Raw genomic sequence first — 14966 nt, 5'->3', positions numbered from 1 at the left:
GTTTAATTTATACTATTGAATAAGGGTTATGTTAATTTTATACGTTGGTGGAAACTCATACTGTGCGTTCCCCAACGTGGTAACGTATATATGTTTTGGTCCTGGAAGGGGAAACGCAGGGTTCCAAACCACTACCCTTACCATGCCATCAATCAATACACGAGCTTCGGTAATAATAAGGTATATATTGAAAGCACTTGCGGGGTTAGATCCCCCCGGTACCATTATAGGTGGGGCATCTGCCGGCACGACTCCCCCAACTTTAGCTGTTGGAAAAGGGATGTTATAAATTTTATATCCATTTTCCTCAATAATTCCATTATCAGCAGTATACTGCAACTGTGTGACAGAAAAAGTCGGTGGATTTAAATCTACCCATTTTAAACCATCAAAATATTCTAATAATTTTGTAGTTTCATTAAACCTGAGCATGCTCGATTCGGCAACAGCAGGACGTTGAGTAGTTGTTCCAGAGGGAACAATCATGGCATCTGTACTGTTTACGTCAAAAATAGCAGATGGCGAACTTGTATTAACTCCCACAGCATCAAATAAATACCCGGTGATCTCATCACCAAATATCAATGAATTACTTTTTCTTGGTCTATTTTTAACGTAAAACGCCATGCTTTTTGAAATTCCTGAATAGTCTGGACCTGAGAGACCTCCGATACCTATATTATCATTGCCAGTAGATGCTGCTGAACCAGCACTATATCCTAAAAAAATGTTATTATTACCACTCGTGATATTACTACCAGCACTTACGCCAAAAAGAGTGTTATTCGCACCTGTAATTAAATATGGGGTTGGAATTTTATCCCAAGCACCAAACATGATATTAGGTCCTTTGCCAGCATCTTCCTGCCATAGCATCCGTTGTCCATTGATCCATAAAGGAGCTTTAATATTGACAAAAGCTGGATTTGTTTGATTAATTGGCGTAATTCTAAAAGCTTCTTGGTTATTTGCACCGAAGCGCATGGGCTGATTATCTGTGGTACCTACATAATTAAAAGTGGGCACCGTTCCATAATTCCCATCTAATGTCCATCCTGTATTTTTAGAAAGATTTACCCAAGACTTATAATTATTAAAATATTCTGCAAAGTCAAGTTCCTTATTAAAGCGAAGCATACCTTCTACTGGTGATGCAGGTCGTGTTTTTGTATCCCCAATTGGCAATACAATGGCATCATCAGTGGCTACGTCTAGCGTAGCTCTAGGAGTTCTCCGTATTGATCCCTATCGCTAATTTATTTGCATTGGTACCACCCAATATTAAAGCATTATTTTGTTTTGCGAGTGCATTATTACCTAAGGCAGTTGCATATTTTAAATCACCCACAGGGCCAGCATAACGGCCAATGGATGTATTAAAAGAGCCCTTTGTGGTATACGTACCTGCATTGTCGCCTATAAAGGTGTTCTCATAACCATCAGTAAGTTCTGAACCCGCTAATGCACCGATTAAGGTATTACCACTCCCTGCATTTAAATTTTTGCCTGAGCTTGCTCCGAGCAATGTATTATTTGTACCGGTCAATGAGGATACGATATTACCAACCAACAAATTATTCCAGAGTACATCGCGACCAAAAGAGAGGATAGGCTCTGCCCTAAGCTGTAGTGGTGCATTTAAATTCAAAATTCCAGGTTGATTGCCATTCACCATAATTCGGGCGGCTTCTATTCCCTTTACTTTAAAAATTAAAGGTATTAAATCCTGTGTACCAATAAATCTACCTTTACCTATACTTGTATTTCCTTTTAAATCCCAATCTGTAATACTTGGTTTACCTGGACCGACAGATAATGGAGTCCATGTCCCGCTTTGCAAATTGTTACTGCTATTTTTATAGTAATAAAATCCAGGTGATACGGCCGTATTTCCAATCAGCGAATTGCCAAATGTGGTATTATAGACAATCATTCCATCCATCAAGGAAGGAAAATTATCCATTTGAACCAATCCAGTTATGGCTAAGGAGCTGAGCGAAGTTAAATCTACTCGTGGAAAAATTAATCCTTTTCCATAGTTGCTGGAGTTGTTCCATGCCGGAGAGCTAGACGCATCTAAAAAGGCGGTGCTATTGGGTGCACCATTATTAAAATAATATAGGTTACTCCTTACCTGTGCTGAAACAGGAGCGCTGAGCAGGCACACTGCGATGCAGCTTAATACGGATAGGATATATTTTATGCGCTTCATATCTTAATTATTGAATAACAGAAACATATATATCGAAATCTCCAGCACCAAGGACCACATTTTGTACCGGGCCAGAATTTGCGAAATACCAGAAAGAAACCGTTACATTATCATCAGCTAAAATCGAACTTCCATGGCAGAAAACATTGGGTGAAAAGCCTTTAGAACAACTAACATTTACCACCCCACCGACTTTAGCTCCAGGCACCTTTATAACCACATCCTGACGTGTGCCGGGAACAATTACAATTGGGGGTGAAGTATAAGTTGTCTTAAGAATACTTCTTTCGTTATTCAAACTTATCCAAACCGTTCCGTTGTAATACTCCATCATGGCCAACTCACTATTGAATCTCACCATACCAGCTATAGGTGCTTGAGGACGTTGATTTTTAGTGCCTCTTGGCACAATCATGGCGCCATTATCAGAAATATCTAATACTGCTCTAGGACTTGAGATATTAATACCTACCCTTACTGGGTCTGTAACACTACCAATCACTACAGCATTATTGATATCAACTTTGGCCTTGTAGCCCAAAGCCACTGTATTTGCTAAATTACCAACAGAGGGACCCGCCTGATTCCCAATTGCCGTATTCCTAGCTCCTATTGTATTTGCAATCCCTGCGCCTTCACCAATAAAAATGTTAGCCTGTCCATCGGTTGTATTAGCCCCTGCATTCTTGCCCATAAAAATGTTATCAGCTCCTACCAATCCAGAAGGTATCGTATTCCCTACAACAATATTATTTTTGCTTGGCGCTCCTCCGTCCCATAACATGCGTTGTCCATTTACAAACAAAGGCGCTTTCAAATTGACATTCCCTGGATTAGCACCGTTAGGTTCTATTCTGAAAGCTTCTATTGCATTTGCTCTAAAAGATGTGGGTTGGTTATCTGCAGTGCCAATGTAATTCGCTGATGGATTTGTACCTGAATTGCCGGTTAAATTCCAACCCGGACCAAAACCCACACTTACCCATTTACTGTTGTTACGGTATTCTAAAAAATTACTTTCCGAATTGAAACGAATCATGCCTGGAACTGCATTTAATGGCGAACCAACACTACCAGGTTGCTTAGTAGTAGGACCAACTGGAAGAACGATGGCATCATCTGTAGCTACATCTAGTGATGATCGTGGAATTTCTGTGTTAATACCCACATTTAAACGGTAGGCATTTATACCCCCCAATGCCATAGAATTACTTGCCTTAACCGTAGCGCCATAACCTAAAGCAACTGTATTATTTATAACGCCAATCGGCCCCGCATTTTTACCAATGGCAATATTTGAGCTTCCCGTTTGGTTAAGTAATCCAGCACCATCTCCAATAAACGTATTTCCATTTCCTGTTGTATTTTCACTACCAGCAGCTGCCCCAACAAAAGTGTTGAAACTTGCGGCACCTAAATTTAGTCCAGTATTTCCTCCAATCAGCGTATTATTTTGACCAGAAGGTGTTTTAGCTTTCGTATTACCTACCATTAAGTTAAATTGCCCAGCAATGCCCCCATTCCATAATATACTTTCACCATTCATAAAAAGAGGTGCTTCAATATTTAAACTAGAAGGCAATGATCCATTGGGAGCAAAACTCGCTGCTATAATATTATTCACCTTAAAAGTCAATGGATTGAGGTCAGTTGTCCCCAAAAAATTTAAGGAAGGATTGATCCCGGTATTTCCTGAAAGCGACCAATTGGCACTAATACTTGAACTACCTCCCGAAACAGGCATCCAAGTTCCACCTAAAAGTGTATTACTTGAATTTTTGTAATAATAAAACCCAGGTGAAACGAGTACATTGCCAATCGGAGTTACCCCGCTTCCCACATTATACACCATCATTCCATCCATATAATTGGGGAAGTTGGAAGGTAAGGAGAACCCAGTCATCGCTAAATTGGATAACTTAGTGAGATCTGTTCTCGGAAAAACTAGTCCTTTCCCAAGATTATTGGCTGTACTATTCCATACAACCGAACTGGAAGCATCCAAAAATGCCGTGCTAGCTGGAGCACCATCGTTACTCAAATTTAAGTTTGTTCTAACCTGTGCATTTGATTTCAATGTACCTGTTAACAATGCAACTGCAGTTAGTAAACAGATTTTGTGATTTAAATACTTCATACGCTTATAAATTAATATCCTGTTGTATTGTACCAATTGTTACCATCACTGATAATTCCAGTAGCCGTTTGAGCGGTTACATAACCCGGTTGACCAATAACTGGTGAAACACCACCTACTAATACGAACTGCCCTGTTGTTGTTGCATTTGGTACCATAAAAATTAGCATTCTACCTTTGTTTGTTTTAGCATCAGGAAGCGTGATGTTAATTGTTGCATTTGTATTTGATAATAAAATGTAATAATCATCTGGACCTACTGTAACGGCAGCACCATTATCTGTTCTGATGTTTACAAACTGCGCTTTACGAAACTGGACACTACCATCTACATCAAACTTTTGTGTAGGTTGAACGCCAATACCAATGTTTCCTTTCCCAGCAAATAATAAATTATTACTATTCATGTCTACTGTTCTAGCTGATTGTAAAGCTCCATCGGTAGTGTATATGTTTTGCTGTGCAGCAGCTGTAACTGCCTTTGGCACCCATTTTCCACCATCATACGTTAAAACTTCATCAATTAAAGGCTTCGTGTTATCAACTGGTATATTCTGAATTTGAATAACGGTTGGATTAGGATAATTACCCGATAAATCTCCCCCTGCAACACCATTGGTTAAGCCATCTTTACCATCGGCACCTTTAATGTTTGTCCACGTTTGCGTAGTTGGATTAAAAACCCAAGTTCCACTATCGTTGGTTACAATGGTAATGCCTGCCCCGGGTGCTCCAGGTGTTCCAGAGCCTGGAATACCTGGTTGACCGGTAGTTCCTGGTAAACCCTGTATTGAAAATCCAGTATCACCTTTATCGCCTTTTGCTCCTCTTAGATCTGGTGTGACAAAGGTCGTACCATCAGTATAGGTAAAGGTTAATGTTCCATTCCCACTATTTGTAGTAGCTTGTATTCCTTTTCCATCTGCACCCTTTGCTCCTGCTGCACCGTCTGCACCTTTTGCACCATCAGCACCTGCTGGGCCTATTGGCCCTTGAACTCCCGCTGGACCTGTTGCACCTACTGGACCGGCAGGGCCAGTTAAACCTGTAGGACCCACTGGACCTGGAGCTCCGTCTGCACCTTTTGCACCATCAGCACCTGCTGGGCCTATTGGACCTTGAACTCCCGCTGGACCTGTCGCACCTACTGGACCAGCAGGGCCAGTTAAACCTATAGGACCCACTGGACCTGGAGCTCCGTCTGCACCTTTTGCACCATCAGCACCTGCTGGGCCTATTGGCCCTTGAACTCCCGCTGGACCTGTGGCACCTACTGGACCAGCAGGGCCAGTTAAACCTGTAGGACCCACTGGACCTGGAGCTCCGTCTGCACCTTTTGCACCATCAGCACCTGCTGGGCCTATTGGACCTTGAACTCCCGCTGGACCTGTCGCACCTACTGGACCGGCAGGGCCAGTTAAACCTGTAGGACCCACTGGACCTGGAGTTCCGTCTGCACCTTTTGCACCATCAGCACCTGCTGGGCCCGTATCTCCCTTATCCCCTTTTGCACCTCTCAAATCTGAGGTTACGAAACTGGTTCCATCAGTATAAGTAAACCTAATCAGACCATTGCCCAAATCGGTTGTAGAAGAGATTCCTTTCCCATCTGCACCATTTATTTTTGTCCAAGTGTTGTCAGTAGGATTGAATACCCAGGTACCACTGTCATTCGTTACAATCGTAACGCCTGCTCCAGGAGCGCCTAGTGTGCCTGAACCTGGAAGTCCTGGTGCACCTGTTGTGCCGGGTAGGGCTTGATAGGTATACCCCGAAATCTCCCTTATCTCCTTTTAAACCGTCAGCACCGGCTGGGCCTTGAGCACCATCAGCACCTTTGGCTCCGTCCGCTCCCACAGGACCAGTTGGACCTGCTGGACCCTGAACTCCAGGATCACCTTTTGCACCGTTTATATTTGTCCACGTCTGTGTACCGGGATTGAACACCCAGGTACCGCTGTCATTCGTTACAATCGTAACGCCTGCTCCTGGTGCTCCTGGTGTGCCAGAACCAGGAACTCCTGGTTGACCCGTGGTTCCAGGGATAGCTTGATACGTATACCCACTATCCCCTTTGTCACCTTTTAAACCGTCAGCACCGGCTGCACCCGCAGGACCTTGAGCACCATCAGCACCTTTGGCTCCGTCAGCTCCCACAGGACCAGTTGGACCTGCTGGACCCTGAACTCCAGGATCACCTTTTGCACCGTTTATATTTGTCCACGTCTGTGTACCGGGATTGAAAATCCAGGGTACCGCTGTCATTCGTTACAATCGTAACGCCTGCTCCTGGTGCTCCTGGTGTGCCAGAACCAGGAACTCCTGGTTGACCCGTGGTTCCAGGGATAGCTTGATACGTATACCCACTATCCCCTTTGTCACCTTTTAAACCGTCAGCACCGGCTGCACCCGCAGGACCAGTTGGACCTGCTGGACCCTGAACTCCAGGATCACCTTTTGCACCGTTTATATTTGTCCACGTCTGTGTACCGGGATTGAACACCCAGGTACCGCTGTCATTTGTTACAATCGTAACGCCTGCTCCTGGTGCTCCTGGTGTGCCAGAACCCGGAGTGCCAGGTTGACCAGTAGTTCCTGGTAAGCCTTGAATTGAAAATCCAGTATCACCTTTATCTCCCTTGTCACCTTTATCACCAGCATCCCCTTTTGGGCCTGCCGCTCCATCTGCACCTTTGGCTCCGTTTATATTTGTCCATGTTTGTGTACCGGGATTGAACACCCAGGTACCACTGTCATTCGTTACGATCGTAACGCCTGCACCAGGAGCGCCTGCTGTTCCTGAACCTGGGATACCTGGCTGACCGGTAGTTCCAGGAATGGCCTGATAAGTATACCCACTATCCCCTTTGTCGCCTTTTGCACCATCAGCACCGGCTGCACCCGCAGGACCTTGAGCACCATCAGCACCTTTGGCTCCGTCAGCTCCTGCAGGACCAGTTGGACCCGCCGGACCCTGAACTCCAGGATCACCTTTTGCACCGTTTATATTTGTCCATGTCTGTGTACCAGGATTGAACACCCAGGTACCGCTGTCATTCGTTACAATCGTAACTCCTGCTCCTGGTGCTCCTGGTGTGCCAGAACCAGGAACTCCTGGTTGACCCGTGGTTCCAGGGATAGATTGATACGTATACCCACTATCCCCTTTGTCGCCTTTTGCACCATCAGCACCGGCTGCACCCGCAGGACCAGTTGGACCTGCTGGACCCTGAACTCCAGGATCACCTTTTGCACCGTTTATATTTGTCCATGTTTGTGTACCAGGATTAAAACCCAGGGTACCACTGTCATTCGTTACAATCGTAACGCCTGCTCCAGGTGCACCTGGTGTGCCAGAACCCGGAGTGCCAGGTTGACCAGTAGTTCCTGGAATAGCTTGATACGTATACCCACTATCCCCCTTATCGCCTTTTAAACCATCAGCACCGGCTGGACCCGCAGGACCTTGAGCACCGACTGGGCCTGCTGGTCCAGCTGCACCATCAGCACCTTTGGCTCCGTCAGCTCCCGCAGGACCAGTTGGACCTGCTGGACCCTGAACTCCAGGATCACCTTTTGCACCGTTTATATTTGTCCACGTCTGTGTACCGGGATTGAAAACCCAGGTACCGCTGTCATTTGTTACAATCGTAACGCCTGCTCCTGGTGCTCCTGGTGTGCCAGAACCCGGAGTGCCAGGTTGACCAGTAGTTCCTGGTAAGCCTTGAATTGAAAATCCAGTATCACCTTTATCTCCCTTGTCACCTTTATCACCAGCATCCCCTTTTGGGCCTGCCGCTCCATCTGCACCTTTTGCACCATTTATATTTGTCCATGTTTGTGTACCGGGATTGAATACCCAGGTGCCACTGTCATTCGTTACAATGGTAACGCCTGCGCCCGGAGCGCCTGCTGTTCCAGAACCCGGGATACCTGGCTGACCAGTAGTTCCAGGAATAGCTTGATAGGTATAACCGCTGTCACCTTTGTCACCTTTTGCCCCTGCTGCGCCATCAGCACCAGCAGGGCCTTGAACACCCGGATCACCTTTTGCACCGTTTATATTTGTCCATGTTTGTGTAGTAGGATTAAAAACCCAGGTACCGCTGTCATTTGTTACGATCGTAACGCCTGCTCCAGGAGCACCTGCTGTTCCAGAACCCGGGATACCTGGCTGACCAGTAGTTCCTGGTAAACCTTGAATTGAAAATCCAGTATCACCTTTATCTCCCTTGTCACCTTTATCACCAGCATCACCTTTTGGGCCTATCGCTCCGTCTGCACCTTTTGCTCCGTTGATGTTTGTCCATGTTTGTGTACCGGGATTGAAAACCCAGGTACCGCTGTCATTTGTTACGATCGTAACGCCTGCTCCAGGAGCACCTGCTGTTCCAGAACCCGGGATACCTGGCTGACCAGTAGTTCCTGGTAAACCTTGAATTGAAAATCCAGTATCACCTTTATCTCCCTTGTCACCTTTATCACCAGCATCACCTTTTGGGCCTATCGCTCCGTCTGCACCTTTTGCTCCGTTGATGTTTGTCCATGTTTGTGTACCGGGATTGAAAACCCAGGTACCACTGTCATTCGTTACAATCGTAACGCCTGCTCCAGGTGCACCTGGTGTGCCAGAACCCGGAAGTCCTGGTGCACCTGTTGTGCCTGGGATAGCCTGATAAGTATACCCGCTATCCCCTTTGTCACCTTTATCTCCTTTATTACCTTTTAAATTTCCTGTTGTGAAAGTTGTTCCATCACTATAATTGAAAGTGAAAGTGCCATCAAGATTATCTTGGGTACTAACAATAAATTTACCACCATTAGCACCTCCTGCTCCTTTTAACGGAGTCCAAATACCACCATTAATATCTTGAGATTGATTGCTATAATAATAGAAGCCTGGTGTTACAGCCCCACCCCCCAAAGCAGCAGTACCAGTAGCGGTATTATAAACTAGCATACCATCTAGAAAAGTTGGGTAATTGCTAGGAATATTAGGGCCTGTTATAACAAGCGACTTAAGTAGCGTAAGATCTGTTCTAGGAAATACTAATCCTTTTCCTTCATTTTCACTCGTATTCCAAAAGCCAGAACTTGAGGCATCAAAAAATGCAGAGCTCGATATCGCTTCGTCATTTCCAAGGTTAAAATTTGCCCTAACCTGCGCCTTTGTAATTTGATTTAAGCCAAAGACACAAGCAACAGTCAATCCAAATATTTTATAATTCTTATTCATAATTTTAAAAGCCAGAAATGTTATACCAGTTTAACCCATCACATATCAGCATTGCAGAAGTTTTAGCTGAAATACTCTGAGGATTATTTTTGATAGGATTTACTCCGCCAACTAATACATATTGCCCTGTAGAGTTAAATGCCATACTTATGATTAAAATTCTTCCCTTAAAAAGGGTAGGATCAGGCATTGTAATATTTACTGTACCAACGTTGGTACATAAAATATGATAGTCATCTGGTAGTATGGATAAAGATGGAGAGCTATCTGTTCGTGTATTCACATATTGCGCTTTCCTAAACATCACATCGCCATCAACATCTAGTTTTTTAGTTGGAGTAGTTCCAATACCTACATTTCCCGTTCCTGAGAAGCTTAAATTATTACCCCCCATTGCTACCGTTCTCGCACCTGTTAAAGTACCATCACTATTATATATATTTGTTGAACCACCAGCTGCTGCAGGAGTAGCAGGTACCCAATTTGTTCCATTATAAGTTAATACTTGGTTTGTTGTAGGCGTTGTGGTACTTACAGCTACCCCTTGAATTTTAGCTACTATTGGATTAGGATAAGTCCCTGTTAAATCTCCTCCAGCTAGACCCGTAAGCGAACCATCTGCACCCGCAGGACCTTGAGGGCCTATTGGACCTGCCGGGCCTTGAGCTCCTGTTAATCCTATCGGACCTTGGGGACCAGCGGGACCAACAGCACCATCAATTCCATTTGTACCATTTGCTCCAGCAGGACCGGTTGCGCCTGTTAATCCTATTGGACCAGCGGGACCGGCAGGGCCAACTGCACCAGTTGCACCTGTAGGACCTGCAGGACCGGTCAAGCCAATTGGACCTTGCGGACCAGTTAATCCTATAGGACCTTGCGGACCAGCGGGACCAACAGCTCCATCAATTCCATTTGTACCATTTGTACCGGCAGGACCAGCAGGACCTGTTAAACCTATCGGGCCTTGTGGACCTACTGCGCCTGTTGCACCAGCTGGACCAGTTAAGCCGATTGGACCTTGTGGACCTACTGCGCCTGTTGCTCCAGCAGGACCTGTTAATCCTATCGGACCTTGGGGACCTACTGCGCCTGTTGCACCAGCTGGACCAGTTAAGCCGATTGGACCTTGTGGACCTACTGCGCCTGTTGCTCCAGCAGGACCTGTTAATCCTATCGGACCTTGGGGACCAGCGGGACCAACAGCACCATCAATTCCATTTGTACCATTTGCTCCAGCAGGACCGGTTGCGCCTGTTAATCCTATTGGACCAGCGGGACCGGCAGGGCCAACTGCACCAGTTGCACCTGTAGGACCTGCAGGACCGGTCAAGCCAATTGGACCTTGCGGACCTACTGCACCAGTTAATCCTATCGGGCCTTGGGGACCTACTGCGCCTGTTGCACCAGCAGGACCAGTTAAGCCGATTGGACCTTGCGGACCAACTGCACCAGTTAAACCTGTAGCACCAGTTGGACCAGCAGGACCTGTTAAACCTATCGGACCAGCAGGGCCAACTGCACCAGTTAGCCCATCAGCTCCATTTGTACCAGCTGGACCTTGTGGACCAGTTGGACCGACAGCACCAGTCAACCCGATTGGACCCTGTGGACCAACGGCTCCTGCATCACCCTTTGGACCTTTTAGGTTTGGTGTAGTAAATGTTGTCCCATCTGAATAAATATAGGTGATTGTTCCATCGTTGTTATCAGTTGTAGTTTGAATACCTTTCCCAGTAGCACCAACTGGACCAGCAGGGCCTTGTATCCCGTCGGCACCTTTTGCTCCAGCAGGACCAGTTGCTCCTGTTAGTCCAATTGGACCTTGTGGACCAGCAGGACCAACAGCACCATTCATTCCATTTGTTCCAGCGGGACCCGTAGGACCTGTTAACCCTATTGGACCCTGTGGACCTGTGGCTCCTGTTAACCCGATTGGACCTTGTGGACCTACAGCACCTGTGGCACCTGTATCTCCTTTAGGGCCTTGTGCACCAGAAGCTAAGGGTATACCTGGCATAGGCCATCCAGTACCTTCCACGTAGGGACCATATAATATTTTTGTGACGGTATCAATATACCAGCTTCCATTTGAAGGATTTGCTGGAACTGTACCTGAAGGAGGTGTTGTGCCGGCTAATATACCACCTCCAGAAATCTGACAAACCGAATTCCATTTCTGTTTCACACCTTCATAGAAATAAACACAGTTCATGTCTGTATCGTAAACCATTAACCCATTTGCTGGATTAGTAATTGCAGTACGTTCGGTACTGCTCATTCTAGGAATGAGTAAGCCAGATGTATTAGACGTTAAATCTAATAATGCACTAGGGTGAGGTGTTTTTGTGCCGATACCTACATTTCCTTGTCCGAAGGTTGTTTTTGTAAAGACAACACAAACGAAGGACAATAACGCTAACTTAAGATATGTTTTCATAGATATAAATATTTTAGTGTATTAATGACTGGCTTAAGATATTTTTAGCCACTGTATTAGCTTTTAGTACAGCTCTTTTATGAATTAGCCCATTAGATTTTTGGCGAAAGCATTCATAAGAATTTGTTGAATAAATTTTAAACATATTTGATTAGTTCTAAGGAAGATTATTGTTAATTTAAACTGCTATAAAATTAGCAACTCCTATAGGGGCATACAATCATCTTTTGGGGTGGAAGTACTGAAGATTTTGAGTTTAAAAGGATTAGAAAGCGTTAGAAAAGCTTCTTTTTAGCTATACAAGATAAATTTCGCTCGATTAAAGTCAATTTTATTTTTACTCCAATTCGCTCTAAAATAAAATTGATAAGCTATTAATTACGAGTAATTTATCATTCATTTTTGCATAAAAATAGATGTTAAAACATACAGTAATGCAATGAAATTTTACTGCTATTTGATGAAATATACTGGCATTAAAAAGCTTGTTTTTTTACTAATTATAGGATGTGTTTTTGCTAAACACATAGAGCAATCAAACCTGAAACGCTCAAGGCCCAGCAAGTTTATCCACTCTAGGGTTTGCTCATCTATACACCTATGGGCTCGATACTGTACTCGATCTATACTAAGTTTATACTCAACTTCGTACGTTGGGTCATGTGATTTGATGTATAGTCACACCATTTAATGAGGCATTAATGAGGCTTATTCGAGTAATATGCCTGTTAACTCCAAATACACTCCAAATAAATTAGAAATAGGATAAAAGAATAGTTAAATAAAAAAAGCACACCAGTGGGTGTGCTTTAATTGAAATATAATTTTACTTAACGCTATAATGTACACGATGATCTCAATTGTAACTAAAATGCGCAATAGCAGAAAGATTAGCTTTCAATTTTGCGTATAAAGCTGGATTATTGTTTTCATCAATTAATATAGAATTATTTGCGCTGTACGTAACATTTATTAAATCTAATGGCGTAATGTTTGTACCTAATTTATCAAAATCAATTACAATATCGCCTGAATATTTTTCTCCTGATTTCAAGGTTTTATCTTCGCAAGCAGCTAATGTAACAATCTCTTCCTTGCAAATAAATTTGATAGGATAGACAAAGTCATTTACATTACAAACACCAGAAATTTCTAAGTAATTCCCTGTTCTTCCTTTAATATCCAGCATATATCCTGTTTTTGAATAATTACCTACTTCAATTGGAAACGTAGCTAACAAGTTAGTTTTTAAATTGCTTTCAAATTGGAATTCTTTCGTTAATAGTGCAATAGCAGGGATCGTACTGTCATCTTTAGCTCCTATAAAAGAAACTCCTTTTAAAGGAAAGTTATAAGTCGTCCAATTTATACTTGCAACTTCTTTTGTTCCTGCAGCTCCTACAATTTGTGAGACCAAGTTCCCTGATTTAATTTTTACCGCAATTTCTGATTTTAATGGAGCGGTAGGTTGAACATCCTTTTTTTTGCAAGATGAAAAAGTGAATGCCAATGCCGTTGCAAAAACTAATGTTTTAAAATAATTTTTCATGATATGTTTTTTTAAAATTGATGAAAGCCCTATCAAGATTTTACTTAAAACCTTGATATCAATAGATTTATATCTCTTGTAGCTTATATGACAGTACAAAAGTACGGTTACAATGAAGGTTTATATATCGTCTTTTAAGGGGGTAAAAGGAGATCACTATCGATTATAATCCCCAGGTTTCTGCACATTCCTCCTACAATGAGTGAATAACAAGTCGTCATTCCAATATAATAACCGTCATTTCGACTGAAGCGCAGTCCCGTATTTTCGGGAGAGAAATCTTTGAACTATGCTTTTTAAGTCCAAAGATTTCTCGGCTACGCTCGAAAGGACGATAGGACCACAAACCGTCATTTCGACTGTAGCATAGCGAAACGGAGAAATCTTTGAACCATACTTTTTAAGCCAAAAGATTTAGCTTCGCTGAGCAAACCCAGTTCTCGGCTACGCTCGAAAGGACGATAGGACCACAAACCGTCATTTCGAGCGTAGCATAGCGAACGGAGAAATCTTTTAACCTTCGCTACCTTTTTAAGCAGAGCGTAAAAACCCTCAACCAAATTTTCTTAAAAATAATTTGATCTTCTTTTTCCCTATTTACTTGTTTACACATGCGATTTAAGCAAGGAGTTCACAGGGTGCAAACAAGGTGATAACAGGGTGCAAACAAGATTTTTGATCTTGTTATATATGTGTAAACATCTAATCAATACGATTTTGTAACCCCTATTCTTTTGGATTACTACCAAATACGCTATACATTTGAATACATAAAAGCATACAGCATTAATAATTAATAGAATTATAAATAGCTTTTATGATAAAAGTGAGTGCGTAGACGCTAGCGAAGAAATCATCACTTCCTATGCTTAAAAAATAAGAGTAATGAATTTTTCACATCATGACATTATGACTTTTCAATGCGTACGCAACATGGAGTTTGATACCAAAGGAGTTACTCTTGGAAATATTATTTCTTATTGGGATTATATGGATCACTCTATTCCAGCATATGAAGAAGTGGTACCCTCACTCGCTAAATTAGTAGCCCTTGGGGTGATACAAAAGGAAGGGGATAGTTGGAAATGTGCTCCACATTTAATTGCCGCTATTGAAAAACTTTTCAATGGACGAAAGACAATCAAAGGATCAGAAGAGTTTAAATGGATGCACAACTATTTAGCTGAAAAATTTGGAGATTTACCATCCACTACTTTAGACTTAGCTGCTTTTCCAGATCCAGAAACCTTTAAAGCTGCCATACAAACATACATTAACAATTTTTAAGGATCATATAGCGATGCGTTAACTATTCATCCATTTAAAACCTGCAAAAAAACTTATCCAATTTAAATGAATAGGCTTATACTCGTATAACAAGCTAACTTGCTA

Annotated in this window: 9 protein-coding genes; 1 reads left to right on the top strand and 8 read right to left on the bottom strand. The window is 43.1% G+C overall.

The window, feature by feature from the left end:
- Nucleotides 1–12 precede the first annotated feature (12 nt).
- The 8 genes from ACHMWN_RS09035 to ACHMWN_RS09000 all read right to left on the bottom strand — a co-directional run bounded on the left by ACHMWN_RS09035 (nt 13) and on the right by ACHMWN_RS09000 (nt 13574).
- The gene (locus ACHMWN_RS09035) at nt 13–1185 is read right to left on the bottom strand and encodes a hypothetical protein (RefSeq protein WP_397299926.1); all 1173 of its coding nucleotides are present in this window, start codon (nt 1183–1185) and stop codon (nt 13–15) included.
- Nucleotides 1186–1222: 37 nt separating this feature from the next.
- Nucleotides 1223–2212: a hypothetical protein gene (locus tag ACHMWN_RS09030; protein ID WP_397299924.1), complete on the bottom strand. Its 990-nt coding sequence runs from the start codon at nt 2210–2212 to the stop codon at nt 1223–1225.
- 7 nt (nt 2213–2219) lie between these two features.
- Nucleotides 2220–4349, bottom strand: coding sequence for a hypothetical protein (locus tag ACHMWN_RS09025; protein WP_397299922.1), 2130 nt, complete (start codon nt 4347–4349; stop codon nt 2220–2222).
- 11 nt (nt 4350–4360) lie between these two features.
- Nucleotides 4361–5929, bottom strand: a complete 1569-nt coding sequence (locus tag ACHMWN_RS09020) for a hypothetical protein (RefSeq protein ID WP_397299921.1) — start codon at nt 5927–5929, stop codon at nt 4361–4363.
- Nucleotides 5930–6017: 88 nt separating this feature from the next.
- Nucleotides 6018–6614, bottom strand: a complete 597-nt coding sequence (locus tag ACHMWN_RS09015; RefSeq protein WP_397299920.1) for a hypothetical protein — start codon at nt 6612–6614, stop codon at nt 6018–6020.
- Nucleotides 6544–9585, bottom strand: coding sequence for a beta strand repeat-containing protein (locus tag ACHMWN_RS09010; protein ID WP_397299918.1), 3042 nt, complete (start codon nt 9583–9585; stop codon nt 6544–6546). Before ACHMWN_RS09010 ends, ACHMWN_RS09015 begins: the two co-directional genes overlap by 71 nt.
- 4 nt (nt 9586–9589) lie before the next feature.
- Nucleotides 9590–12025, bottom strand: a complete 2436-nt coding sequence (locus ACHMWN_RS09005; RefSeq protein WP_397299917.1) for a hypothetical protein — start codon at nt 12023–12025, stop codon at nt 9590–9592.
- Nucleotides 12026–12881: 856 nt separating this feature from the next.
- Nucleotides 12882–13574, bottom strand: coding sequence for a hypothetical protein (locus ACHMWN_RS09000; protein ID WP_397299915.1), 693 nt, complete (start codon nt 13572–13574; stop codon nt 12882–12884).
- A gap of 885 nt (nt 13575–14459) precedes the next feature.
- On the opposite strand from ACHMWN_RS09000, the gene ACHMWN_RS08995 reads away from it, so the two are divergent.
- Nucleotides 14460–14861 carry a hypothetical protein gene (locus ACHMWN_RS08995; protein ID WP_397299912.1) on the top strand — a complete coding sequence of 134 codons (402 nt, stop codon included), beginning with the start codon at nt 14460–14462 and terminating at the stop codon, nt 14859–14861.
- The last annotated feature ends 105 nt before the right edge of the window (nt 14862–14966 follow it).

This window comes from Pedobacter sp. UC225_61 (assembly GCF_044452285.1).
GTDB lineage: Bacteria > Bacteroidota > Bacteroidia > Sphingobacteriales > Sphingobacteriaceae > Pedobacter.
The sequence above is the reverse complement of the archived record's forward strand: the minus strand, read 5'-3'. Positions and strand labels throughout refer to the sequence as shown.